This window comes from Reyranella sp. (assembly GCF_965229815.1).
In the GTDB taxonomy this organism is placed as follows: domain Bacteria; phylum Pseudomonadota; class Alphaproteobacteria; order Reyranellales; family Reyranellaceae; genus Reyranella.
The window spans coordinates 2215377-2239247 of record NZ_CBDDJN010000006.1 but is presented as its reverse complement, the minus strand read 5'-3'; the positions used below and the strand labels follow the sequence as shown (position 1 = coordinate 2239247).

The following is a 23871-nucleotide window of genomic DNA, read 5'->3' as shown; positions in this document are numbered from 1 at the left end:
TCTAGACCGTCCGGCGGCTCCTAGGAGTGTAGCTCAGTTGGTAGAGCATCGGTCTCCAAAACCGAGGGCCGGGGGTTCGAGTCCCTCCACTCCTGCCATTTCCTGAAGAACAGCGAGAATGACGAAGAATCCCATAGAGTTCGTCCGCGAGGTCCGTTCCGAGGTGGCCAAGGTCACCTGGCCGACCCGTCGCGAGACCATGATCACCACCAGCATGGTCTTCATCTTCGTGGTGATCGCGGCGCTTTTCTTCCTGGTGGCAGACAAGATCATCGGCTTCGTCGTCAAGCTGCTGCTCGGGATTTCCTGACATGGCTCATCGTTGGTACGTCGTTCACGCCTATTCCGGCTTCGAGAACAAGGTCGCCCAGTCGGTGCGCGAGCAGGCCGAGAAGAAGGGCCTGGCCGAGGACATCTCGCAGGTCATGGTCCCGACCGAGGAGGTCGTGGAGGTCCGCCGCGGCTCCAAGGTCCAGACCGAGCGCAAGTTCTTCCCGGGCTATGTCCTGGTGAAGATGGAGCTGACCGACGACACCTGGCACCTGATCAAGAACACCGCCAAGGTCACGGGCTTCCTGGGCGGCGGCGGCCGCGGCAAGCCGGTGCCGATCTCCGACGCCGAGGCCGGCCGCATCCTGCGCCAGGTCCAGGAAGGCGTGGAGCGGCCCAAGCCCGCCGTCAGCTTCGAGATCGGCGAGCAGGTCAAGGTGGCAGACGGGCCCTTCGCCTCGTTCAACGGCACGGTCGAGGATGTCGACGAGGAGCGGGCCCGCCTCAAGGTCGCGGTGTCGATCTTCGGCCGCTCGACCCCGGTCGAGCTCGACTACGCCCAGGTCGAAAAGATCTGATCTGTCCCCATATCGGGGACCGAACAGGGGGTTGTGGCGCGCGTCCTAATCTGTTAGATCGCGCGCCCTTAAGGGGCTGGCCGTCAGGCTGGCCTTTTCTCATGCGGCAGCCGAGACCGAAAATCCTTCCGGATCAAGGACTTGGCTCCAAATATAGGTGCGGGAGGCCGGCCATGGCCGTACCGCGCCGCCCAATGGAGGGGCAAGCATGGCCAAGAAGATCCAGGCCTACGTCAAGCTGCAGGTGCCGGCTGGCAAGGCCAACCCGTCGCCGCCGATCGGGCCCGCGCTCGGTCAGCAGGGCGTGAACATCATGGAATTCTGCAAGCAGTTCAATGCACGGACCCAGAAGATGGAGCAGGGGATGCCGATCCCTGTGGTCATCACCGTGTTCCAGGACCGCAGCTTCATCTTCGTGACCAAGACGCCGCCGGTGAGCTACTTCCTCAAGAAGGCGGCCGGCATCGAAGCGGGCGCCAAGACCGTCGGCACCCAGATCGTCGGCAAGGTGACGAAGGCCCAGGTCGAGGAGATCGCCAAGCAGAAGATGCCCGATCTCAACTGCGATTCGGTGGAATCGGCGATGGCCCAGGTGGTGGGCTCGGCCCGCTCGATGGGCCTCCAGGTGGTGGAGTAAGGCCATGAGCATGGGCAAGCGCTACAAGGCCATTTCCGCCACCGTCGACCGCGACAAGACCTATTCGCTGGAAGAGGCGGTGAAGATCGTCAAGGCCAACGCCAAGGCGAAGTTCGACGAGACGATCGAGGTCGCGATGAACCTCGGCATCGACCCGCGCCACGCCGACCAGGCGGTGCGCGGGATGATCGAGCTGCCCAACGGCACCGGCAAGTCGGTGCGCGTGGCGGTGTTCGCCCGCGGCCCCAAGGCCGACGAGGCCAAGGCCGCCGGCGCCGACCTGGTGGGCGCCGAGGACCTCGCCGAGAAGATCAATGCCGGCGAGATGAACTTCGAGCGCTGCATCGCCACCCCCGACATGATGGGCGTGGTCGGCCGTCTCGGTAAGGTGCTGGGCCCGCGCGGCCTGATGCCGAACCCGAAGCTCGGCACGGTGACGCAGGACGTCACCGCGGCGGTCAAGGCGGCCAAGGCCGGCTCGATCGAGTTCCGCGCCGAGAAGGCTGGCATCGTTCATGCAGGCGTCGGCAAGGCCTCGTTCAGCGAGGATGCGCTGGCCGCCAACGTGCGGGCGCTGGTGAACGCGATCAATCGCGCCAAGCCGAGCGGCGCCAAGGGCACCTTCATCAAGAAGGTGTCGCTGAGTTCGACCATGGGTCCGGGCGTCAAGCTCGACCCGGCTTCCGCCCTCACGGTCTGAGGACGCGAGCAGAGTTTTCGAGTTTCGCCACGGTCCGAAGGCCGCGGCGAAGGGGCAAGGGGACCGCAAGGTCCGCGCGCTCCACCTGTCCGAGACCGCCGGTGCCGCGCTCTTCCGGGAGCCGGCCTAAAGGGGAAACCCGCCAGCGCAGACGGGGGCAAGGGAATCGACGCTGCACCCTTCGGGGTGCGCGCACGCGCCCGAACTTCCGGGGCAGGCGAACCGGGCCGCGAGGTCTCCGTTTGCGCCAACCCGCCAACGGAGGCTGCGCAGCCTGTAACGCAGCCGGTCCGCTCCGGATCCTCCGGGTCGGGCCTCAATTGGAGAAAGCCGTGAATCGTTCGGAAAAGGCCGAAGCGATCGCCGAGCTGAACCAGATCTTCAAGGACGCGAGCCTGATGGTGGTCACCCGCCAGTCCGGCCTCACGGTCCAGGAAGTGACGGACCTGCGCCGCAAGGTCAGGGCAGCCGGTGCAAGCTACAAGGTCGCCAAGAACCGGCTCACGCTGCGTGCCCTCGAGGGCACGGCCTTCAAGGCGCTCGGTCCCATGTTCACGGGCCCGACCGCCATCGCCTACTCCAAGGATCCGGTCGCCGCGGCGAAGGTCATCTCGGCCTTCGCCAAGGACAACGAGAAGCTGACGATCGTCGGCGGTGCGCTGGGTGAGAACACGCTGGACGTCGCAGGCGTCCAGGCTCTCGCCTCGCTGCCCTCGCTCGACGCTCTCCGGGCCAAGCTCATCGGCCTCCTGCAGGCTCCGGCGACCAAGGTCGCTGGCGTTCTCCAGGCGCCGGCGGGCCAGCTCGCTCGTGTGTTCGGGGCGTACGGAGCCAAGGAAGACGGCGCGAAGGCGGCGTAAGTCGCTATCGACGTCACGATCATCGAAGTTCGGGAATTCAGGAGAAAGACAATGGCTAATCTGGAAAAGCTGGTCGAGGAGCTCTCGGCCCTCACGGTCCTCGAGGCCGCTGAGCTCAGCAAGCTGCTCGAGGAGAAGTGGGGCGTGAGCGCCGCCGCGCCGGTCGCCGTCGCGGCCGCGCCGGGCGCCGCTGCCGGCGGTGCGCCGGCCGCCGAGGCCAAGGACGAGTTCACCGTCGTCCTCGCCGCCGCCGGCGACAAGAAGATCAACGTCATCAAGGCGGTGCGCGAGATCACCGGCCTCGGCCTCAAGGAGGCCAAGGACCTGGTCGAGGGCGCGCCGAAGCCGGTCAAGGAGTCGGTGCCGAAGGCCGACGCCGAGAAGCTCAAGGCCAAGCTCGAGGCCGAGGGCGCGAAGGTCGAGCTGAAGTAAGACCTGTTCTTCTTCCACCTCATGTTCCTCTCCCCCTCGGGGGAGAGGCCAGGTGAGGGGGTGAGACGGGGTGCAGAACCCCCTCACCCAGCCTCTCCCCCAAGGGGGAGAGGAGGAAGAAGGGGGTTGATAATCGGCGAAGGCTCCTTATCTGAGCGGACCCCCGAAAATACGGGTCCGCTCCGACAAGTGGCCCTCTGCGACGGATGGGACGAACGGCTGGCGGGTCGCGCGTTCCGAGAAAGCAGCGGGTGTTCTCTCCGCCCTTGAACCTTCGAGGACGCAGGATGGCCACGGCCTTCAATACGCGCAAACGGATTCGTCGCTTCTTCGGCCACATCGAGTCGGTTGCGCCGATGCCCAACCTCATCGAGGTGCAGAAGAGCTCGTACGAGAGCTTCCTGCAGCGCAACGTCGCGCCGGCCAAGCGGACGCAGACCGGCCTGCAGGAGGTCTTCCGCTCGGTCTTCCCGATCAAGGACTTCGCCGAGCGGGCCAGCCTCGAGTTCGTGAAGTACGAGTTCGAGGAGCCCAAGTACGACGTCGAGGAGTGCCAGCAGCGCGGCATCACCTTCGCCGCGCCGCTCAAGGTCACGCTGCAGCTCGTCGTCTGGGACATCGACGAGGAGGCCGGCTCGCGCTCGATCCGCGATATCAAGGAGCAGGACGTCTACATGGGCGACATGCCGCTCATGACCGACAACGGCACCTTCATCGTGAACGGCACCGAGCGCGTGATCGTCAGCCAGATGCACCGGTCGCCGGGCGTCTTCTTCGATCACGACAAGGGCAAGACCCACAGCTCGGGCAAGTACCTGTTCGCCGCCCGCATCATCCCCTATCGCGGCTCGTGGCTGGACTTCGAGTTCGACGCCAAGGACCTGATCCACGTCCGCATCGACCGCCGCCGCAAGATCCCGGTGACGACGCTGCTGCTGGCGCTCGACAACGACACGACCTGGAAGAAGCGCGGCTCGGCGATCGCCAAGGGCCAGCAGCTCGATCCGGCCGAGGCCCAGGGCCTGTCGCCCGAGGAGATCCTGGCCGCCTTCTACGGCCAGGTCGTCTACACGCGCGAGAAGGACGGCTGGAACACACAGTTCGACGCCGATTCGATGCGCGGCGTGAAGCTCACCCACGACCTCGTCAACGGCAAGACCGGCAAGGCGGTGGCCGATGCCGGCACCAAGCTGACGCCGCGCCTGCTCAACCGCCTGAAGGAGCAGGGCCTCAAGGAGATCCGCGTCTCGGCCGAGGAGCTGATCGGCCGCTACGCCGCCGTCGACATCATCAACGAGAAGACGGGCGAGATCTACGTCGAGGCCGGCCAGGAGATCACCCAGGCGGTGCTCGACCTGTTCGAGGAGAACGGCGTCGACGACCTGCCGACGCTCGCCATCGACCACGTCAATGTCGGGCCCTACATCCGCAACACGCTGGCGGCCGACAAGAACTCGAACCGTGAAGAAGCACTGCTCGACATCTACCGCGTCATGCGGCCGGGCGAGCCGCCGACGCTGGAGCAGGCCGAGACGCTGTTCCAGGGCCTGCTGTTCGACATCGAGCGCTACGACCTGTCGCCGGTCGGCCGCGTGAAGATGAACATGCGCCTGGGCTTCGAGGGCGTTCCCGACACGCAGCGCACGCTGCGCCGCGAGGATATCCTCGCCGTCGTCAAGGTGCTGCACGACCTCAAGGACGGCCGCGGCGAGATCGACGACATCGACCATCTCGGCAACCGCCGCGTCCGCTCGGTCGGCGAGCTGATGGAGAACCAGTACCGCGTCGGCCTGCTGCGCATGGAGCGGGCGATCCGCGAGCGCATGAGCTCGATCGACATCGACACGGTGATGCCGCACGACCTGATCAACGCCAAGCCGGCGGCGGCGGCGGTGCGCGAGTTCTTCGGCTCGAGCCAGCTCAGCCAGTTCATGGACCAGACCAACCCGCTGTCGGAGGTGACCCACAAGCGTCGCCTCTCGGCCCTGGGACCGGGCGGCCTGACGCGCGAGCGCGCCGGCTTCGAGGTGCGCGACGTGCACCCGACCCATTACGGCCGCATCTGCCCGATCGAGACGCCGGAAGGCCCGAACATCGGCCTGATCAACTCGCTGGCGACCTATGCGCGGGTCAACCAGTACGGCTTCATCGAGAGCCCGTACCGCAAGGTCGTGGGCGCCCGCGTCACCGACGAGGTCGTCTACCTGTCGGCGATGGAGGAAGGCCGCTACACGGTGGCCCAGGCCAACGCCGAGATCGACGCCAAGGGCAAGTTCGTCTCCGAGCTGGTGCAGTGCCGCAAGGGCGGCGAGTACATCCTCGGCCGGCCCGAGACGATCGACTTCGTCGACGTCTCGCCCAAGCAGATCGTGTCGGTCGCTGCGGCGCTGATCCCGTTCCTCGAGAACGACGACGCCAACCGCGCGCTGATGGGCTCGAACATGCAGCGCCAGGCGGTGCCGCTGATCCAGGCCGAGTCGCCGCTGGTCGGCACCGGCATGGAAGAGGTGGTCGCCCGCGATTCCGGCGTGGCGATCGCCGCCCGCCGCACCGGCATCGTCGACCAGGTCGACGCCATGCGCATCGTGGTGCGCGCCACCGACGACGTCGGCCCCAACCGGCCGGCGGTCGACATCTACAACCTGCTGAAGTTCCAGCGCTCCAACCAGTCGACCTGCATCACCCAGAAGCCGCTCGTGAAGGTCGGCGACCAGGTGACGAAGGGCGACATCGTGGCCGACGGTCCGTCGACCCGTGACGGCGAGCTGGCGCTCGGCCGTAACGTCCTCGTCGCCTTCATGCCGTGGAACGGCTACAACTTCGAGGACTCTATCCTACTCTCCGAGCGCATCGTGCGCGACGACGTCTTCACCTCGATCCACATCGAGGAGTTCGAGGTCATGGCCCGCGACACCAAGCTCGGCCAGGAGGAGATCAGCCGCGACATCCCGAACGTCGGCGAGGAGGCGCTCAAGAACCTCGACGAGGCGGGCATCGTCTACATCGGCGCCGAGGTGAAGGCGGGCGACATCCTGGTCGGCAAGGTGACGCCGAAGGGCGAGAGCCCGATGACCCCGGAAGAGAAGCTGCTGCGCGCCATCTTCGGCGAGAAGGCGGCCGACGTGCGCGACACCTCGCTCAAGGTTCCGCCGGGCGTCGAGGGCACGGTCGTCGAGGTCCGCGTGTTCAACCGCCGCGGCGTCGACAAGGACGAGCGCGCGCTCGCCATCGAGCGCGACGAGATCGAGCGGCTGGCCAAGGACCGCGACGACGAGAAGGCCATCCTGGAACGCAGCTTCTACAGCCAGATCCAGGAAATGCTGATGAACCAGACCGTGGCCGGCGGGCTCAAGGGCCTGAAGCCGGGCACCCGCATCACCGACAAGGTGCTGGGCGAGTTCACGCCCGGCCAGTGGCGGCAGATCGCGGTCAAGGTCGACAAGAAGCAGAGCGAGATCGAGGCGCTGAACAAGCAGTTCGACGAATCGATGAAGCGCCTGCAGGACCGGTTCGACAGCAAGGTCGACAAGCTGCAGCGCGGCGACGAGCTGCCGCCGGGCGTGATGAAGATGGTCAAGGTCTTCGTCGCCACCAAGCGCAAGCTGCAGCCGGGCGACAAGATGGCCGGCCGCCACGGCAACAAGGGCGTCATCTCGCGCATCATGCCGCTCGAGGACATGCCGTACCTCGAGGAGGGCCAGCCGGTCGACATCGTGCTGAACCCGCTCGGCGTGCCGAGCCGCATGAACGTCGGCCAGATCCTGGAGACCCATCTCGGATGGGCCGCCGCCGGTCTCGGCAAGAAGATCGGCGACATGGTGAACGGCGCGCGCGACGCGTCGATCGCCCAGGTCAAGAAGCAGCTGCGCGACGTCTACGGCGAGAAGGCCTTCAAGGCCGAGATCGCCGATCTCGACGACGAGCGGACCATCGAGCTCGCCAGGAACCTCAGCCGGGGCGTTCCCTTCGCCTCGCCGGTGTTCGACGGCGCGCACGAGGCCGACATCGTCGGCATGCTCGAGATGGCGGGCCTCGACAAGTCGGGCCAAGTCACCCTGGTCGACGGCCGCACCGGCGAGCCGTTCGACCGCAAGGTGACCGTCGGCTACATCTACATGCTGAAGCTGCATCACCTGGTGGACGACAAGATCCACGCGCGGTCGATCGGCCCGTACAGCCTGGTCACCCAGCAGCCGCTGGGCGGCAAGGCCCAGTTCGGCGGCCAGCGCTTCGGCGAGATGGAGGTGTGGGCGCTCGAGGCCTACGGCGCGGCCTACACGCTGCAGGAGATCCTCACCGTCAAGTCGGACGACGTGGCCGGCCGCACCAAGGTCTACGAGGCCATCGTGCGCGGCGACGACACGTTCGAGGCGGGCATCCCGGAATCCTTCAACGTCCTGGTCAAGGAGCTGCGCTCCCTCGGCCTGAACGTCGAGCTCAACCAGCAGGCCAACTGACGTTGGCCTGCCGCCTCTTCTTCGCGAATTCGTCCAACGAACCGTAGGACACAAAGATGACCGACCTCATCAACGTACTGGGCCAGCCCCAGGGCACGCCGACCTTCGACGAGATCCGCATCTCGATCGCCAGCCCGGACCGCATCCGGGCCTGGAGCCACGGCGAGATCAAGAAGCCCGAGACGATCAACTACCGCACCTTCAAGCCGGAGCGGGACGGGCTGTTCTGCGCCCGCATCTTCGGCCCGATCAAGGACTACGAGTGCCTGTGCGGCAAGTACAAGCGCATGAAGTTCCGCGGCATCACCTGCGAGAAGTGCGGCGTCGAGGTGACGCTGACCAAGGTGCGCCGCGAGCGCATGGGCCATATCGAGCTGGCCTCGCCGGTCGCGCACATCTGGTTCCTGAAGTCGCTGCCGAGCCGCATCGGCCTGCTGCTCGACATGACGCTGCGCGACCTCGAGCGCATCCTCTACTTCGAGAACTACGTGGTGACCGAGCCCGGCCTGACGCCGCTCAAGTACCGCGAGCTCCTGAACGAGGAGCAGTACCTCAACGCGCTCGACGAGTACGGCGACGACGCCTTCCGCGCCGACATCGGCGCCGAGGCGATTCGCGCCATGCTGTCGGCCATCGACCTCAACGAGGAGCGGCCGCGGCTGCGCGAGGAGCTGCGTGAGACGACCTCCGAGGCCAAGCGCAAGAAGCTGGTCAAGCGGCTGAAGCTGGTCGAGAACTTCATCGAGTCCGGCGCCCGTCCGGAGTGGATGATCCTCGAGCTGGTGCCGGTGATCCCGCCCGAGCTGCGCCCGCTGGTGCCGCTCGACGGCGGCCGCTTCGCGACGTCGGACCTGAACGACCTCTATCGTCGCGTCATCAACCGCAACAACCGCCTGAAGCGACTGATCGAGCTGCGCGCGCCCGACATCATCGTGCGCAACGAGAAGCGCATGCTGCAGGAGTCGGTCGACGCCCTGTTCGACAACGGCCGCCGCGGCCGCGTCATCACCGGCGCCAACAAGCGGCCGCTGAAGTCGCTCAGCGACATGCTGAAGGGCAAGCAGGGCCGCTTCCGGCAGAACCTGCTCGGCAAGCGCGTCGACTACTCGGGCCGCTCGGTCATCGTGGTCGGCCCGGAGCTCAAGCTGCACCAGTGCGGCCTGCCGAAGAAGATGGCGCTCGAGCTGTTCAAGCCGTTCATCTACTCGCGGCTCCAGGCCTACGGCATGGCCAACACGATCAAGGCCGCCAAGCGGATGGTCGAGAAGGAGCGGCCGGAAGTGTGGGACATCCTCGAGGAGGTCATCCGCGAGCATCCCGTGCTGCTGAACCGCGCGCCGACCCTGCACCGGCTCGGCATCCAGGCCTTCGAGCCGGTGCTGATCGAGGGCAAGGCGATCCAGCTCCATCCGCTGGTCTGCACCGCCTTCAACGCCGACTTCGACGGCGACCAGATGGCGGTGCACGTGCCGCTGTCGCTCGAGGCCCAGCTCGAGGCCCGCGTGCTCATGATGTCGACCAACAACATCCTGAGTCCCGCGTCGGGCAAGCCGATCATCGTGCCCAGCCAGGACATCGTGCTCGGCATCTACTACATCACGCTGGAGCGCGAGGGCGAGGCGGGCGAGGGCTCGCTGTTCTCCGACATCGGCGAGCTCGAGCATGCCCTGCATCACGGCTCGCTCAGCATGCACGCCAAGATCAAGGGACGCCTCGAGGCCTATGACGACAAGGGCGAGCTGGCGACCCGAGTGGTCGAGACCACGCCGGGCCGCATCCTGCTGGCGCAGATCCTGCCCAAGCATCCCAACCTGCCCTTCTCGCTGATCAACCGGCTGCTGACCAAGAAGGACCTGCAGAACGTCATCGACGCGGTCTACCGCCACTGCGGCCAGAAGGAGACGGTGATCTTCGCCGATCGCCTGATGGGGCTGGGCTTCTATCACGCCTGCCGCGCCGGCATCTCGTTCGGCAAGGACGACCTCGTCATCCCGTCGGCCAAGGAGAAGCTGGTCGGCCAGACCCAGAAGGAGGTCAAGGAGTACGAGCAGCAGTACCAGGACGGCCTGATCACCTCGGGCGAGAAGTACAACAAGGTCGTCGACGCCTGGTCGCGCTGCTCCGACCGCGTCGCCGAGGAGATGATGAAGGGCATCTCCACCTCGAAGCCGGGCAGCCCGGTCAACGCGGTGTGGATGATGGCCCACTCCGGCGCGCGCGGCTCTGCGACCCAGATGAAGCAGCTCGCCGGCATGCGCGGCCTGATGACCAAGCCGTCGGGCGAGATCATCGAGACGCCGATCATCTCGAACTTCAAGGAAGGCCTGTCGGTGCTGGAGTACTTCAACTCCACCCACGGCGCCCGCAAGGGACTGGCTGACACCGCGCTCAAGACCGCCAACTCGGGCTACCTGACGCGTCGCCTTGTCGACGTCGCCCAGGACTGCATCATCTTCGAGGAGGATTGCGGGACCGAGCGCGGCCTCACGATGCGCGCCGTCGTCGACGGCGGCGACGTGATCGAGCCGCTCAGCGAGCGGGTGCTCGGGCGCACCGCGCTCGACGACATCGTCGACCCGGTGGCCGGCACGCTGATCTGCAAGGCCGGCGAGCTGATCGACGAGGTCAAGGTCGAGCAGATCGACAAGGCCGGCATCGAGGAGCTTCGCATCCGCTCGGTGCTGACCTGCGACACCAAGACGGGCGTGTGCGGCAAGTGCTACGGCCGCGACCTCGCTCGCGGCACGCCGGTCAACATCGGCGAGGCGGTCGGCGTCATCGCCGCCCAGTCGATCGGCGAGCCGGGCACGCAGCTCACCATGCGCACCTTCCACATCGGCGGCGCCGCGCAGCGCGGCGCCGAGCAGTCGAGCATCGAGGCCAGCCACGACGGCCGCATCCAGGTGCGCAACCGCAACGTCGTCATCAACAGCCAGGGCGTGCCGGTCGTCATGGGCCGCAACACCGAGCTCGTGCTGATCGACGGCGCCGAGCGCGAGCGCGCCAAGCACCGCGTGCCCTACGGCGCGCGCCTGCTGGTCGACAACGACGCGCCGGTCGCCAAGGGCCAGAAGCTCGCCGAGTGGGACCCCTACACCCTGCCGATCATCACCGAGAAGGCGGGCAGGGCGGTCTATGTCGACCTCGTCGACGGCGTGTCGATGCGCGAGGTGATCGACGATTCGACCGGCATCTCGAGCCGCGTCGTCGTCGACTGGAAGGGCCAGCCGCGCGGCGGCGACCTGCGTCCGCGCATCGCCATCCAGGACGCCGCGGGCAACCCGATCATGCTGGCCAACGGCCAGGAGGCCCGCGCCCTGCTGTCCGTCGACTCGATCCTCTCGGTCGAGAACGGCCAGGAGGTTCATGCCGGCGACATCCTCGCGCGCATCCCGCGCGAGGGCGGCAAGAACCGCGACATCACGGGCGGTCTGCCGCGCGTGGCCGAGCTGTTCGAGGCGCGCAAGCCCAAGGACTTCGCGATCATCTGCGACATCGCGGGCCGCATCGAGTTCGGCAAGGACTACAAGAGCAAGCGCCGCATCCTGATCGTGCCGGAAGGCGAGGGTGCGGAGCCGGTCGAGTACCTGATCCCGAAGGGCAAGCGCATCGCCGTGCAGGAAGGCGACTATGTCGAGCGCGGCGACCTGCTTATCGACGGCAACCCGGTGCCGCACGACATCCTGCGCGTGCTCGGCATCGAGAAGCTGGCCGAGTATCTCGTCAACGAGATCCAGGAGGTCTATCGCCTGCAGGGCGTGAAGATCAACGACAAGCACATCGAGACGATCGCGCGCCAGATGCTGCAGAAGGTCGAGATCACCGATCCGGGCGATTCGACCTTCCTGATCGGCGAGCAGGTCGACAAGCAGGAGTTCGACCACGAGAACGCCAAGCTCGCGGGCGAGAAGCTGAAGAGCGCCAAGGCCGATCCGGTCCTGCTCGGCATCACCAAGGCGTCGCTGCAGACCAAGTCGTTCATCTCGGCGGCCTCCTTCCAGGAGACCACGCGCGTCCTCACCGAGGCCGCCGTCTCGGGCCGCGTCGACACGCTGCAGGGGCTCAAGGAGAACGTCATCGTCGGCCGCCTGATCCCGGCGGGTACCGGCGGAGTCGTGAACCGGCTGAAGGCGATCGCCGCCCAGCGCGACCGCGCCATCCTCGCGGCCGGCAGCGACGGCGAGGACGAGCCGGTGCCGACGCTGGAGCAGGAACACGCCGCCGACGACTAGGCATCCGCAAGGGGCCGCCATCGCAAGATGGCGGCCCTTTTTCGTTGGCCTCGATCGCCTGACCCGCTCCCGGTGACCTCGATGGGGGACACGCTCGACATCGCGCTGACCGCGCCGCAGGAGCGCTGCCTGGTGGCGCTGAAGGCGGTCCTGGAAGGCCGGCTCGCGTCGCTCGGCCCGTACGAATCGGGCCTGTTCAACTTCTATGTCCGCAAGCTCGCGCACGACGCGCTGCTCTCGCAGTCCGACCTCCAGGCGCTCGGGATCCTGCGCGCGCGGCGGGGCCAGTTCGGCCGGCTCTGGGAAATCGGTCCGGGCGTCGGCCAACTCTCGATCATGCTCGCACTGGACGGCCACCAGGTGGTGGCCGTCGAGCACGACGCTCGCCGGGCGGCCGCTCTCGCCGCGACCCTCGAGGTCCTGGCGGGCATCGACCGGCCGGCGAGGGACAGGATCTCCGTGGTGGAAGGCTCGTTCCCCGAGGTGCTCGGCCCCGACGAGAGCGTGGAGCGGGACGCCATCGTCTGCCTCGGCTGTGCGTTCACCGCCCCTGAAGCCAGGTATCGGGCCTTCGAGGCCGCTCTCTCGCGTTTCGCCGTCGGCGTGATCGATTTCGCCCGGCTCTTCGTCGAGAGCACCGATCGGGCGGACTGGCGCCAACGGGCCGTCGCCTATGCCTCGACTTACGACGCCGACCTCTCGCTGGTGTCGGCCTTCCACGTCCCGCATGTCGGGAAGTCGGGCGAGCTGTTCACCATCGTGCCGCGCAAGGGGCAGCAGGCGGCGACCCGGCTCTTTTGCACAGATCCGGCGGTTGACCCGTCCCCTGGGACTGCCTGCATAGGGTCGAGGGCAGCAACAGCACGAGGTGACCCTTGTCCTCCACCGGTCCGTTCCTGACCCTTTCCGAAGCCGCGCGGCGGCTCGGCGTCTCCGGCAAGGCCCTGCGCGTCTACGAGCAGCGCGGCCTGCTGGCGCCGCTGCGCACCGCCGCCGGATGGCGCGCCTACGGCCGCGCGGAGATGGAGCGGGCGGCGGAGATCGCCGCCCTGCGCCGGCTGGGCTTCGGCCTGGCCGAGATCGGCCGCATGCTGAAGGCCGATCCGCCGGCCCTGGCCCGCGCGCTGTCGGCGCACCAGGCGGCGCTGGAGAGCCGGCTGCGCTTGCTGGCCGGCACGCTGGAGACGGTGCGCGGGCTGAGGGACGGACTGGCCCGGGGCGACGTGCCGGCGGTGGCAGGCATCGCCCGGCTTCTGGATCCCGGCAGCGGTCCGCGCCTCGCCATCGACCTGCCCTGGCCGTGGGGCGGCGAACGCTTCGAGCTGAACGGCATCCGTCACCTGACCTACATCACCGGGCCGCTGGGCAGCGGCAAGACCCGTCTCGCGCAGGCGCTCGCGGCAGCCCTGCCGGATGCGGCCTTCATCGGCCTGGAGGGGCGGGCGGACGGCGAGGCGGTGCGCACCCGGCTGGCCGGCGATCCCGCGCTCTCGGCGCGGGTCGACGCGGCGCTCGCCGAGCTCGCGGAGGATGGCGCGACCGCAGGGCCGGGCCTGCTCGGCCTGCTCACGGTTCTCGAGGCGACGACGCCCGCCGTCCTGGTGGTCGACATGATCGAGCAGGGTCTGGACGAGGCCACCCAGGAAGCGGTGATCGCCCGCCTGCGGCGACAGGCGACGACGGCCCGGCCGCTCTTTCTCCTGACGCGCTCGACCGCGATCCTGGACCTCGATTCGGTGGGGCCGAACGAAGCGATCGTCTACTGCCCGGCCAACCACAGCCCGCCGATCGAGGTGTCGCCCTGGCCGGGCGCGCCGGGCCATGAGGCGCTGGCCTCCTGCCTCGCGGCACCCGCGGTACGAGCCCGCACCGAGGGCGTCATCGCCTGGCGGCCGCCGGTCCCGGCGGCGGGCTGACGGGCCCGTCGCGGCTCGCGGCAGCCCGGCCCAGCCAGGCCGCGCGGTCGAGCCGCCAGACCATGCGTCGGCCCTCGCCCTCGACGAAGCGGAACGGTTCGGTGTCGACCAGGACGGCACCCTGCCGCTCCTTGACCCGGGCGGAGGCGCGGTTCCCCTCGGCATTGCTGACCCAGAGGTAGGGCCAGCCCAGGGTCCGGAAGGCGTAGTCGGTGACCCGGTCGGCCGCCTCGGTCATCAGGCCGCGGCCCTGGAAGTCGGGATCGAGCCAGAAGCCCCGCATGTCGCGGCTGCGGCCGTCGTCGGGCCAGAGGTCGATGCAGCCGACCAGCTCGTCCGGCCCGTCCCGCAGGCGGATCGACCAGTGGTGCTTCTCGCCCCGTTCCATCTCGCCCTGGCAGATGCCGACATAGGTGGCCGCCCCGTCCGCCGGGTAGGGCCAGGGCACCTGGGGGCCGAGATGGCGGACGATCTCCCAGCGCGGGAAACGCCGCTGCAGCGCCGGGATGTCGGGCGGCGCCAGCGGCCGCAGGATCAGGCGGGGCGTCTCGAGGATCGGAGTCGGGGGCAGGGGCTGGTCGAGGGGTGGCATGGCAGGTCCGGGAGGTCTTCGGGGGAAGCCGCCGGTACGGGACCTGTCAGGGAGCCCCGTGTCCGGACGACGGGGCTTGGGTGCGTTGAGCTCGGATCAGGTGATCGCGCGCGCGACGGCTCCCGCCCCGGAAGGCGGCCGGGCAGTCGACGGGGTACCGGGTCCGTGCATGACCATGGTATGCCGATACAGGGGCAGTTCGGTCGTCGTCAAATGAGGCTGTCTTCGCGCGTATTGCCACCGCGAACGTGATGCCACCGAGCTGGTAGTTTCCGGACCATCACCTACCATATCTAGGTGCAAGATTCTTGCGCGCGCGTCGCAAGCATGGTCAGGAACGAGTCATTCGGATGGCATTGGGAATAGCCATTGATATCAAAGCGAAAAGCGTCCCGGCAACGCTTGACGGCGGTGCCGTCGCGGCCATATAAGCGCGCCACCTCGCCGGGGGGCTGGTGGTAGGCGAAAGCCTAAACGCAGCCTGACGTCGAGGACCGCTACAAGTCAGGCCATGAGGCCGCAGAGTTCTTATTGCGCGGGCTGCGCTCTTGCCGCTTTGCCCGCGCATATCGCTTTGCGCCGAAGCCCGGCTCGGGCGGAACCGAGACGGCGTTCAAGGAAACCGGGAAGTCGATGCCGACTATCAACCAACTGATCAGCAAGGGCCGCCGCCCGCTCTCGGCGCGCAACAAGGTGCCCGCCCTTCAGGCCTGCCCGCAGAAGCGCGGCGTCTGCACGCGTGTCTATACGACCACGCCGAAGAAGCCGAACTCGGCGCTTCGCAAAGTCGCCAAGGTGCGCCTCACCAACGCCTACGAGGTCGTGAGCTACATCCCGGGCGAGGGCCACAATCTGCAGGAGCATTCGGTGGTCATGATCCGCGGCGGTCGTGTCAAGGATCTGCCGGGCGTCCGCTACCACATCATCCGCGGCACCCTGGATACCCAGGGCGTCAAGGACCGCAAGCAGCGCCGTTCGAAGTACGGCGCCAAGCGTCCGAAGTAAGGCGCGGAGGAAGCCATGTCCCGTCGTCGCGCCGCCGAAAAGCGTGAAGTCCTGCCGGATGCCAAGTTCGGCGATCTGGTCCTGTCGAAGTTCATGAACACGCTGATGCAGCGTGGCAAGAAGTCGGTCGCCGAGCGCGTCGTCTACGGCGCCCTCGACGAGATCGAGTCGAAGCTCAAGCAGGATCCGGTCCCCGCCTTCCACGAGGCGCTGGAGAACGTGAAGCCGGCCGTCGAGGTCCGCTCGCGCCGCGTCGGCGGCGCCACCTACCAGGTGCCGGTCGAGGTTCGTCCGGAGCGCCGGCAGGCGCTGGCGATCCGCTGGATCATCCAGGCCGCGCGCGACCGGTCGGGCCACAGCATGACCGAGAAGCTGTCGGCCGAGCTGCTGGACGCCTTCAATCGTCGCGGCAACGCGGTCAAGAAGCGCGAGGACACGCACAAGATGGCCGACGCCAACAAGGCGTTCGCGCATTACCGCTGGTAAAGCGGTCCGCAAGCCCTTTCGAGAGAGCCCCCTCCCATGGCCCGCACCACCCCGATCGAGCACTACCGAAACATCGGTATCATGGCGCATATCGACGCCGGCAAGACCACGACGACCGAGCGCATCCTCTACTACACGGGGAAGTCGCATAAGATCGGCGAGGTCCATGACGGTGCCGCGACCATGGACTGGATGGAGCAGGAGCAGGAGCGCGGCATCACCATCACCTCGGCCGCCACGACCGCGTTCTGGAAGAACGAGACCGGTCCGTTCGCCGGCCCGAGCTTCCGCATCAACATCATCGACACGCCCGGCCACGTCGACTTCACCATCGAGGTCGAGCGCAGCCTGCGCGTCCTCGACGGCGCGGTCTGCGTGTTCGACTCGGTTGCCGGCGTCGAGCCGCAGTCCGAGACGGTGTGGCGCCAGGCCGACAAGTACGGCGTGCCGCGCATCTGCTTCGTCAACAAGATGGACCGCACCGGCGCCAACTACTGGCGCACCGTCGACATGATCGTCGACCGGCTGGGCAGCAAGCCGCTCGTCACCCAGATCCCGATCGGCGCCGAGTCCGACTTCAAGGGCCTGGTCGACCTGGTCTCCAACAAGGCCATCATCTGGCTCGAGGAGACGCTGGGCGCCAAGTTCGAGGTCAAGGACATCCCGGACGACCTCAAGGAGCAGGCCGCCGAGTGGCGGACCAAGATGATCGAGATGGCCGTCGAGCAGGACGACGTCGCGCTCGAGAAGTATCTCGGCGGCGAGCTGCCCGACTACGACACGCTGATCAAGTGCATCCGCAAGGGCACGATCTCGTACGCCTTCGTGCCGATCCTGTGCGGCTCGGCGTTCAAGAACAAGGGCGTGCAGCCCATGCTGGACGCCGTCGTGAACTACCTGCCGGGCCCGACCGACGTGCCGGACGTCAAGGGCGTCAAGATGGGCAGCGACGAGGCCATCACCCTGCCGTCGAGCGACGATGCGCCGCTGAGCGCGCTCGCGTTCAAGATCATGACCGACCCGTTCGTCGGCTCGCTGACCTTCGCGCGAATCTACTCGGGCGTGATGGAGTCGGGCACCGGCGTGCTGAACAGCACCAAGGACCGCAAGGAGCGCATCGGCCGCATGCTGCTGATGCACGCCAACAACCGCGAGGACATCAAGGAAGCGCGCGCCGGCGACATCGTCGCCCTGGCCGGCCTCAAGGCCGTGACCACCGGTGACACGCTGTGCACCTCGGAGTACCCGGTCGTGCTCGAGCGCATGGACTTCCCCGATCCGGTCATCGAGCTCGCGATCGAGCCGAAGTCGAAGGCCGACCAGGAGAAGATGGGCCAGGCGCTGGGCCGTCTGGTGCAGGAAGACCCGACCTTCCGCGTCTCGACCGACCAGGAGACGGGCCAGACCGTCATCAAGGGCATGGGCGAGCTCCATCTCGAGATCAAGGTCGACATCCTGCGCCGCACCTACAAGGTCGACGCCAATGTCGGCGCTCCGCAGGTCGCCTATCGCGAGACGCTCGGCCGCAAGTCCGAGATCGACTACACCCACAAGAAGCAGAGCGGCGGCTCGGGCCAGTTCGCCCGCATCAAGCTGGTGTTCGAGCCGGGCGAGCCGGGTTCGGGCTACAGCTTCGAGAGCAAGATCGTCGGCGGCTCGGTTCCCAAGGAATACATCCCGGGCGTCGAGAAGGGCCTCGAGGCCTCGCGCGAGACCGGCGTGCTGGCCGGCTTCCCGGTGATCGACTTCAAGGTGACGCTGATCGACGGCGCCTACCACGACGTCGACTCGAGCGTGCTGGCCTTCGAGATCGCCGCCCGCGCGGCCTTCAAGGAAGGCCTGCAGAAGGCGCAGTGCAAGCTGCTCGAGCCGATCATGAAGGTCGAGGTGGTGACGCCCGAGGACTACATGGGCGACTGCATCGGCGACCTGAACAGCCGCCGCGGCCAGATCCAGGGCATGGAGGCCCGCGGCAACGCGCAGGTCATCAACGCCATGGTGCCGCTGGCCAACATGTTCGGCTACGTGAACACGCTGCGCTCGATGACCCAGGGGCGCGCCGCCTACACGATGACCTTCGACCACTATGCGGCGGTGCCGCAGGCCGAGGCGGAGAAGGTCGTTTCCAAGCTGGCGGGCTGACGCCGCCGATCGAACGATACGAATGAACCAAGGATCAGGACAATGACGAAGGCGAAATTCGAGCGGAACAAGCCGCACTGCAACATCGGGACGATCGGTCACGTGGACCATGGCAAGACGTCTCTGACGGCTGCGATCACGAAGGTGCTGGCGAAGTCGGGTGGCGCGACGTTCACGGCGTACGACCAGATCGACAAGGCGCCGGAGGAGCGGGAGCGCGGGATCACGATCTCGACGGCGCACGTGGAGTACGAGACGGACAACCGCCACTACGCGCACGTCGACTGCCCGGGCCACGCGGACTACGTGAAGAACATGATCACGGGCGCGGCGCAGATGGACGGTGCGATCCTGGTCGTGTCGGCGGCGGACGGCCCGATGCCGCAGACGCGCGAGCACATCCTTCTGGCGCGTCAGGTTGGCGTTCCGGCGCTGGTCGTGTTCATGAACAAGTGCGACATGGTGGACGATCCGGAGCTTCTGGACCTGGTGGAGCTCGAGGTTCGCGAGCTGCTGAAGAGCTACCAGTTCCCGGGCGACGACATCCCTGTGATCCGGGGCTCGGCGCTGATGGCGCTGGAGGACAAGAACCCGGAGCTGGGCGAGCAGGCGGTGCTGAGCCTGATGGCGGAGGTCGACAAGTACATCCCGCAGCCGACGCGCGACAAGGACAAGCCGTTCCTGATGCCGATCGAGGACGTGTTCTCGATCTCGGGCCGCGGCACGGTGGTGACGGGCCGCGTCGAGCGTGGCGTTGTGAAGGTCGGCGAGGAGATCGAGATCGTCGGTCTGAAGGCGACGACGAAGACGGTGGTCACGGGCGTCGAGATGTTCCGCAAGCTGCTGGACCAGGGCGAGGCGGGCGACAATATCGGCGCGCTGCTGCGCGGCGTGGGCCGCGAGGACGTGGAGCGGGGCCAGGTGCTGGCGAAGCCGGGCACGATCACGCCGCACACGAACTTCGAGGCCGAGGCGTACATCCTGACGAAGGAGGAGGGCGGCCGTCACACGCCGTTCTTCACGAACTACCGTCCGCAGTTCTACTTCCGGACGACGGACGTGACGGGCGTGGTGTCGCTGCCGGAGGGCACGGAGATGGTGATGCCGGGGGACAACGCCCGGATGACGGTGGAGCTGATCCAGCCGATCGCCATGGACGAGGGCCTGCGCTTCGCCATCCGCGAGGGCGGCCGCACCGTCGGCGCCGGCGTCGTCACCAAGATCGTCAAGTAACCGTCGCCAGCCGACAGCGAGCCCAGACCATGGACAGCACCAACATCCGAATCCGGCTCAAGGCCTTCGATCATCGCGTGCTCGACACGTCGACGAGCGAGATCGTGAGCACGGCCAAGCGGACGGGCGCGCAGGTGCGCGGCCCGATCCCGCTGCCGACCGGCATCGAGAAGTTCACGGTCAACCGTTCGCCGCACATCGACAAGAAGTCGCGCGAGCAGTTCGAGATCCGCACCCACAAGCGCGTGCTCGACATCGTCGACCCCACCCCGCAGACGGTCGACGCGCTGATGAAGCTCGACCTCGCCTCGGGCGTGGACGTCGAGATCAAGCTCGGCGCCTAAGGGAAGCGGGAAGAAGGAACAGGACCATGCGTTGCGGTCTCCTCACCCAGAAGGTCGGCATGACCCGCGTCTTCAATGACGACGGCGAGCATGTGCCCGTGACCGTTCTGAAGGTGGATCAGCTCCAGGTTGTCGCCGTCCGCTCGGACGAGAAGGACAAGTACACGGCCGTCCAGCTGGGCTACGGCAAGGCCAAGGTGAAGAACGTGAGCCAGCCGATGCGCGGCCACTTCGCCAAGGCCAAGGTCGAGCCCAAGAAGAAGCTGATCGAGTTCCGGGTCGCCAAGGACGCGGTGCTCGAGGTCGGCGCCGAGCTGGTGCCCAGCCACTTCGTGCCCGGCCAGTTCGTCGACGTCGTCGGCACCACGATCGGCCGCGGCTTCACCGGCTCGATGGTGCGGTGGAACTTCGGCGGCCTCGAGGCCAGCCACGGCGTGTCGGTCTCGCACCGCAGCCACGGCTCGACCGGCAACCGCCAGGATCCCGGCCGCACCTTCCCCGGCAAGAAGATGGCGGGCCACTACGGCCACGAGCGCGTGACCACGCAGAACCTGAAGATCGTCGCCGCCGACGACGAGAAGGGCCTGCTGCTGGTCTCCGGCGCCGTGCCCGGCCCGCGCGGTGGCTACATCATCGTCAAGGACGCTTCCAAGCGCGCCCGCCCCAAGGACGCGCCCTATCCGGCCGGCCTGCGCAAGGCCGCCGAGGCGGCTGCCCCCGTGGCGGAAGCGCCGGCGGCGGACGCTCCTGCGGCCGAAGGGCCGTCGGCCTGAGGACTGAACAATGAAGATCGCGGTCAAGACCATCGAGGGCGGCAGCGCCGGCGAGATCGATCTCGCCGATGCGGTGTTCGCCGTTCCCGTCCGCAAGGACATCCTGCAGCGCTGCGTGGTGTGGCAGCTGGCGCGTCGCCAGCAGGGCACCCACAAGACCAAGGGGCGCTCCGAGATCACGGCGACGGCCAAGAAGATGTACGCCCAGAAGGGCACCGGCCGGGCCCGCCACGGCAACGAGGCGGCGCCGCAGTTCCGCGGCGGCGGCAAGGCCTTCGGGCCGGTCGTGCGCAGCCACGCCATCGACCTGCCGAAGAAGGTCCGCAAGCTCGCGCTGCGTACCGCGCTGTCGGCCAAGGCGGCCGAGGGCAAGCTGATCGTGGTCGAGGCGGCGGCCCTGCCGGAGCCCAAGACGACCAAGCTCAAGGCCCATTTCGGCGAGCTCGGCATCTCCAGCGTGCTGGTCATCGGCGGCGCCGAGCTCGACGCCAACTTTGCGCGGGCCGCGGCCAACCTGGCGCATGTCGATGTGCTGCCGCAGCAGGGCGCCAACGTCTACGACATCCTGCGCCGCGACACGCTGGTGCTGACCAAGGATGCCGTGAAGCATCTCGAGGAGCGCCTGCAATGAGCGTCAAGGCGAACAGGGCCGCGGTCGGAGCCACCGTCTCGCGCGCGCGCATGTACGAGGTGATCCGCTCGCCGCTGATCACCGAGAAGACCACCAACGGCTCCGAGCACAGCCAGGTGACCTTTCGCGTGTCGCTCGACGCCACCAAGCCCGAGATCAAGCAGGCCATCGAGGGTCTGTTCAAGGTCAAGGTCAAGGCGGTGAACACCGTCACGGTGAAGGGCAAGAAGAAGATCTTCCGCGGCCGTCCCGGCGTGCGGAGCGACTGGAAGAAGGCGATCGTCTCGCTGGTCGAAGGTCACAAGATCGACGTGACCACGGGCCTCTGAGGCGGGGGATAGGATCATGGCTCTGAAGAGTTACAAGCCGATCACGCCGTCGATGCGGCAGCTCGTGATCGTCGACCGCACCGGCCTCTGGAAGGGCAAGCCGGTGAAGTCGCTGACGAGCGGCAAGTCGAATTCGGGCGGGCGCAACAACCACGGCCGCATCACCAGCGACCATCGCGGCGGCGGCCACAAGCGGCGCCTGCGCACGATCGACTTCCGCCGGCGCAAGTTCGACGTCTCGGCGACGGTCGAGCGCCTGGAGTACGACCCCAACCGGTCGGCCTTCATCGCGCTGATCAAGTACGCCGACGGCGAGCTGTCGTACATCCTGGCGCCGCAGCGCCTGAAGGTCGGCGACGAGGTCGTGTCGGGCGAGCGCGTCGACATCAAGCCCGGCAACGCGATGCCGCTCGGCAACATGCCGGTCGGCACCATCGTCCACAATGTCGAGCTGAAGAAGGGCAAGGGCGGCCAGCTCGCGCGGTCGGCCGGCACCTACGTCCAGCTGGTCGGCAAGGACGCCGGCTACGCCCAGATCAAGCTGAGCTCGGGCGAGCTGCGCCTCGTGCCGGGCGAGTGCCTGGCGACGGTCGGCGCGGTGTCCAACCCGGACAACCAGAACACCGTCGTCGGCAAGGCCGGACGCAGCCGCTGGCTGGGCCGTCGCCCGGTCGTGCGCGGCGTGGCCATGAACCCGGTCGACCACCCGCACGGCGGCGGCGAGGGCCGCACCTCGGGCGGCCGTCACCCGGTCACCCCGTGGGGCAAGCCGACCAAGGGCAAGAAGACGCGCACCAACAAGGCGACGGACAAGTTCATCATCCGCCGCCGGCACGCGACGCGCTGACGAGGAGATAGGCAGTGGCACGTTCCGTCTGGAAGGGTCCCTTCGTCGAGGGCAGCCTGATCAAGAAGGCCGAGAAGGCGCGTCAGAGCGTGCGCAACGAGGTCATCAAGACCTGGTCGCGCCGGTCGACGATCCTGCCGCAGTTCGTCGGCCTGACGTTCGGCGTCTACAACGGCAAGAAGTTCATCCCGGTGAACGTCACCGAGGAGATGGTCGGTCACAAGCTCGGCGAGTTCTCGCCGACGCGGACCTTCCACGGTCACGCGGGCGACAAGAAGGTCTCGAAGGATTAGCACCCAATGAGCAAGCCATCCGCTCCCCGCCGCGAGGCGGACAACGAGGCCAAGGCCGTGCTGCGCACCATCCGCGTCAGCCCGCGCAAGCTCGACCTCGTGGCCGCCACCATCCGCGGCAAGAAGGCGGCCTACGCCGTCAACGAGCTCACCTTCTCGAAGAAGCGCATCGCGCAGGACGTCAAGAAGGTGCTGAACTCGGCCATCGCCAACGCCGAGAACAACCATAACCTCGACGTCGATCGCCTGATCGTCGCCGAGGCGTCGGTCGGCAAGGGCCTGGTGATGAAGCGCTTCCAGACGCGCGGCCGCGGCCGTGCCGCCGGCATCCGCAAGCCGTTCAGCCATCTCACGATCGTGGTGCGCGAGCGCGCCGAGGCGGAGGACAAGTAATGGGTCAGAAGGTCAACCCGATCGGCCTCAGGCTCGGCATCAACCGCACCTGGGATTCCCGGTGGTACGCCGAGGGCGGCGAATACTCGAAGATGCTCCACGAGGACATCCACATCCGCAAGGTGCTGCGCGACCGGCTGGCCCAGGCGGGCGTGGCCAAGATCGTGATCGAGCGCCCGGCCAAGCGCGCCCGCGTCACCATCCACACCGCCCGCCCAGGCGTGGTGATCGGCAAGAAGGGCGCCGACATCGAGAAGCTGCGCGGCGACCTCGCCAAGATGACCAAGGGCGAGGTTGCGCTGAACATCGTCGAGATCCGCAAGCCCGAGATCGACGCCACGCTGATCGCCGAGAACATCGCGCAGCAGCTCGAGCGCCGCGTCGCCTTCCGCCGCGCCATGAAGCGCGCCGTGCAGTCGGCGATGCGCCTGGGCGCCCAGGGCATCCGCATCAACTGCTCGGGCCGCCTGGGCGGCGCCGAGATCGCGCGCATGGAGTGGTACCGCGAAGGCCGCGTGCCGCTGCACACGCTGCGCGCCGACATCGACTATGGCACGGCGACCGCCTTCACCACCTTCGGCACCTGCGGCGTCAAGGTCTGGGTGTTCAAGGGCGAGATCCTGGGCCACGACCCGATGGCGCACGACAAGCGCGCCGAGGAAGCCGCTCCGCAGCGCACGCCCGCCCGGGTCGAGCGCACGGAGCAGAGGGACGCGTAGGA

At 67.5% G+C, this 23871-nt stretch carries 23 protein-coding genes and 1 tRNA gene; 23 read left to right on the top strand and 1 reads right to left on the bottom strand.

Annotation, left to right across the window (positions count from 1 at the left end; genetic code table 11):
- Positions 1-22 precede the first annotated feature (22 nt).
- The 11 genes from ACO073_RS21985 to ACO073_RS21935 all read left to right on the top strand — a co-directional run bounded on the left by ACO073_RS21985 (position 23) and on the right by ACO073_RS21935 (position 14082).
- Positions 23-98, top strand: a tRNA-Trp gene (locus ACO073_RS21985).
- A 20-nt stretch (positions 99-118) separates the two neighbouring features.
- Positions 119-310, top strand: a complete 192-nt coding sequence (secE, locus tag ACO073_RS21980; RefSeq protein ID WP_422000306.1) for a preprotein translocase subunit SecE — start codon at positions 119-121, stop codon at positions 308-310.
- A 1-nt stretch (position 311) separates the two neighbouring features.
- Entirely contained in the window at positions 312-848 is a 537-nt protein-coding gene (nusG, locus tag ACO073_RS21975) for a transcription termination/antitermination protein NusG (RefSeq protein ID WP_422000305.1), read from the top strand.
- 208 nt (positions 849-1056) lie between these two features.
- A complete protein-coding gene (gene rplK, locus ACO073_RS21970) occupies positions 1057-1485 on the top strand; it encodes a 50S ribosomal protein L11 (protein ID WP_422000303.1) in 429 nt (142 codons plus the stop codon).
- A 4-nt stretch (positions 1486-1489) separates the two neighbouring features.
- On the top strand, positions 1490-2185 hold the full coding sequence (gene rplA / locus ACO073_RS21965) for a 50S ribosomal protein L1 (protein WP_422000301.1): 696 nt from the start codon (positions 1490-1492) through the stop codon (positions 2183-2185).
- Between the two features lie 332 nt (positions 2186-2517).
- Positions 2518-3045 carry a 50S ribosomal protein L10 gene (rplJ, locus tag ACO073_RS21960; protein WP_422000299.1) on the top strand — a complete coding sequence of 176 codons (528 nt, stop codon included), beginning with the start codon at positions 2518-2520 and terminating at the stop codon, positions 3043-3045.
- Between the two features lie 51 nt (positions 3046-3096).
- On the top strand, positions 3097-3477 hold the full coding sequence (gene rplL, locus ACO073_RS21955; protein ID WP_422000298.1) for a 50S ribosomal protein L7/L12: 381 nt from the start codon (positions 3097-3099) through the stop codon (positions 3475-3477).
- A 287-nt stretch (positions 3478-3764) separates the two neighbouring features.
- Entirely contained in the window at positions 3765-7934 is a 4170-nt protein-coding gene (gene rpoB, locus ACO073_RS21950) for a DNA-directed RNA polymerase subunit beta (protein WP_422000296.1), read from the top strand.
- Positions 7935-7990: 56 nt separating this feature from the next.
- The gene (gene rpoC, locus ACO073_RS21945; protein ID WP_422000295.1) at positions 7991-12166 is read left to right on the top strand and encodes a DNA-directed RNA polymerase subunit beta'; all 4176 of its coding nucleotides are present in this window, start codon (positions 7991-7993) and stop codon (positions 12164-12166) included.
- Positions 12167-12247: 81 nt separating this feature from the next.
- On the top strand, positions 12248-13066 hold the full coding sequence (locus ACO073_RS21940) for a hypothetical protein (RefSeq protein ID WP_422000293.1): 819 nt from the start codon (positions 12248-12250) through the stop codon (positions 13064-13066).
- Positions 13042-14082, top strand: a complete 1041-nt coding sequence (locus ACO073_RS21935) for a MerR family transcriptional regulator (RefSeq protein WP_422000291.1) — start codon at positions 13042-13044, stop codon at positions 14080-14082. Before ACO073_RS21940 ends, ACO073_RS21935 begins: the two co-directional genes overlap by 25 nt.
- Here ACO073_RS21935 and ACO073_RS21930 read toward each other — a convergent pair.
- Positions 14045-14674: a GNAT family N-acetyltransferase gene (locus ACO073_RS21930; RefSeq protein ID WP_422000290.1), complete on the bottom strand. Its 630-nt coding sequence runs from the start codon at positions 14672-14674 to the stop codon at positions 14045-14047. The two genes, ACO073_RS21935 and ACO073_RS21930, sit on opposite strands and share 38 nt — an antisense overlap.
- Before the next feature lie 633 nt (positions 14675-15307).
- Between ACO073_RS21930 and rpsL the strand changes: the two genes are divergently transcribed.
- The 12 genes from rpsL to rpsC are packed head-to-tail and all read left to right on the top strand — an operon-like array spanning position 15308 to position 23869.
- Complete coding sequence (gene rpsL, locus ACO073_RS21925; RefSeq protein WP_422002191.1) at positions 15308-15679, top strand: 30S ribosomal protein S12; 372 nt, start codon at positions 15308-15310, stop codon at positions 15677-15679.
- A gap of 15 nt (positions 15680-15694) precedes the next feature.
- Positions 15695-16165: a 30S ribosomal protein S7 gene (gene rpsG, locus ACO073_RS21920; RefSeq protein ID WP_422000288.1), complete on the top strand. Its 471-nt coding sequence runs from the start codon at positions 15695-15697 to the stop codon at positions 16163-16165.
- A gap of 36 nt (positions 16166-16201) precedes the next feature.
- Positions 16202-18307: an elongation factor G gene (gene fusA / locus ACO073_RS21915; protein ID WP_422000286.1), complete on the top strand. Its 2106-nt coding sequence runs from the start codon at positions 16202-16204 to the stop codon at positions 18305-18307.
- Between the two features lie 42 nt (positions 18308-18349).
- The gene (tuf, locus tag ACO073_RS21910; protein WP_422000284.1) at positions 18350-19540 is read left to right on the top strand and encodes an elongation factor Tu; all 1191 of its coding nucleotides are present in this window, start codon (positions 18350-18352) and stop codon (positions 19538-19540) included.
- A gap of 29 nt (positions 19541-19569) precedes the next feature.
- A complete protein-coding gene (gene rpsJ / locus ACO073_RS21905) occupies positions 19570-19884 on the top strand; it encodes a 30S ribosomal protein S10 (protein ID WP_422000282.1) in 315 nt (104 codons plus the stop codon).
- A 26-nt stretch (positions 19885-19910) separates the two neighbouring features.
- Positions 19911-20657, top strand: coding sequence for a 50S ribosomal protein L3 (gene rplC, locus ACO073_RS21900; protein WP_422000281.1), 747 nt, complete (start codon positions 19911-19913; stop codon positions 20655-20657).
- Positions 20658-20667: 10 nt separating this feature from the next.
- Positions 20668-21288, top strand: coding sequence for a 50S ribosomal protein L4 (gene rplD, locus ACO073_RS21895; protein ID WP_422000279.1), 621 nt, complete (start codon positions 20668-20670; stop codon positions 21286-21288).
- Positions 21285-21617, top strand: coding sequence for a 50S ribosomal protein L23 (locus tag ACO073_RS21890; protein WP_422000277.1), 333 nt, complete (start codon positions 21285-21287; stop codon positions 21615-21617). Before rplD ends, ACO073_RS21890 begins: the two co-directional genes overlap by 4 nt.
- Before the next feature lie 16 nt (positions 21618-21633).
- Positions 21634-22464, top strand: coding sequence for a 50S ribosomal protein L2 (rplB, locus tag ACO073_RS21885; protein WP_422000276.1), 831 nt, complete (start codon positions 21634-21636; stop codon positions 22462-22464).
- A gap of 14 nt (positions 22465-22478) precedes the next feature.
- Positions 22479-22757 (top strand): 30S ribosomal protein S19, encoded by a 279-nt coding sequence (gene rpsS, locus ACO073_RS21880; RefSeq protein ID WP_422000274.1) that lies wholly within the window; start codon positions 22479-22481, stop codon positions 22755-22757.
- Positions 22758-22763: 6 nt separating this feature from the next.
- The gene (gene rplV / locus ACO073_RS21875) at positions 22764-23150 is read left to right on the top strand and encodes a 50S ribosomal protein L22 (protein WP_422000273.1); all 387 of its coding nucleotides are present in this window, start codon (positions 22764-22766) and stop codon (positions 23148-23150) included.
- Positions 23150-23869 (top strand): 30S ribosomal protein S3, encoded by a 720-nt coding sequence (gene rpsC, locus ACO073_RS21870; RefSeq protein ID WP_422000271.1) that lies wholly within the window; start codon positions 23150-23152, stop codon positions 23867-23869. The genes rplV and rpsC overlap by 1 nt, the downstream gene beginning before the upstream one ends.
- Positions 23870-23871: the final 2 nt, after the last annotated feature.

What these genes read in the sequence shown, in the direction of transcription:
- secE (WP_422000306.1), top strand. Translation starts at nt 119, where the DNA reads ATGACGAAGAATCCCATAGAGTTCGTCCGCGAGGTCCGTTCCGAGGTG.
- rpoB (WP_422000296.1), top strand. Translation starts at nt 3,765, where the DNA reads ATGGCCACGGCCTTCAATACGCGCAAACGGATTCGTCGCTTCTTCGGC.
- rplC (WP_422000281.1), top strand. Translation starts at nt 19,911, where the DNA reads ATGCGTTGCGGTCTCCTCACCCAGAAGGTCGGCATGACCCGCGTCTTC.
- rpsJ (WP_422000282.1), top strand. Translation starts at nt 19,570, where the DNA reads ATGGACAGCACCAACATCCGAATCCGGCTCAAGGCCTTCGATCATCGC.
- rplV (WP_422000273.1), top strand. Translation starts at nt 22,764, where the DNA reads ATGAGCAAGCCATCCGCTCCCCGCCGCGAGGCGGACAACGAGGCCAAG.
- rplB (WP_422000276.1), top strand. Translation starts at nt 21,634, where the DNA reads ATGGCTCTGAAGAGTTACAAGCCGATCACGCCGTCGATGCGGCAGCTC.
- nusG (WP_422000305.1), top strand. Translation starts at nt 312, where the DNA reads ATGGCTCATCGTTGGTACGTCGTTCACGCCTATTCCGGCTTCGAGAAC.
- ACO073_RS21930 (WP_422000290.1), bottom strand. Translation starts at nt 14,674, where the DNA reads ATGCCACCCCTCGACCAGCCCCTGCCCCCGACTCCGATCCTCGAGACG.
- rpoC (WP_422000295.1), top strand. Translation starts at nt 7,991, where the DNA reads ATGACCGACCTCATCAACGTACTGGGCCAGCCCCAGGGCACGCCGACC.
- rpsL (WP_422002191.1), top strand. Translation starts at nt 15,308, where the DNA reads ATGCCGACTATCAACCAACTGATCAGCAAGGGCCGCCGCCCGCTCTCG.
- rpsC (WP_422000271.1), top strand. Translation starts at nt 23,150, where the DNA reads ATGGGTCAGAAGGTCAACCCGATCGGCCTCAGGCTCGGCATCAACCGC.
- rplD (WP_422000279.1), top strand. Translation starts at nt 20,668, where the DNA reads ATGAAGATCGCGGTCAAGACCATCGAGGGCGGCAGCGCCGGCGAGATC.
- ACO073_RS21890 (WP_422000277.1), top strand. Translation starts at nt 21,285, where the DNA reads ATGAGCGTCAAGGCGAACAGGGCCGCGGTCGGAGCCACCGTCTCGCGC.
- ACO073_RS21940 (WP_422000293.1), top strand. Translation starts at nt 12,248, where the DNA reads ATGGGGGACACGCTCGACATCGCGCTGACCGCGCCGCAGGAGCGCTGC.
- rplK (WP_422000303.1), top strand. Translation starts at nt 1,057, where the DNA reads ATGGCCAAGAAGATCCAGGCCTACGTCAAGCTGCAGGTGCCGGCTGGC.
- rplL (WP_422000298.1), top strand. Translation starts at nt 3,097, where the DNA reads ATGGCTAATCTGGAAAAGCTGGTCGAGGAGCTCTCGGCCCTCACGGTC.
- rplA (WP_422000301.1), top strand. Translation starts at nt 1,490, where the DNA reads ATGAGCATGGGCAAGCGCTACAAGGCCATTTCCGCCACCGTCGACCGC.
- fusA (WP_422000286.1), top strand. Translation starts at nt 16,202, where the DNA reads ATGGCCCGCACCACCCCGATCGAGCACTACCGAAACATCGGTATCATG.
- rpsG (WP_422000288.1), top strand. Translation starts at nt 15,695, where the DNA reads ATGTCCCGTCGTCGCGCCGCCGAAAAGCGTGAAGTCCTGCCGGATGCC.
- tuf (WP_422000284.1), top strand. Translation starts at nt 18,350, where the DNA reads ATGACGAAGGCGAAATTCGAGCGGAACAAGCCGCACTGCAACATCGGG.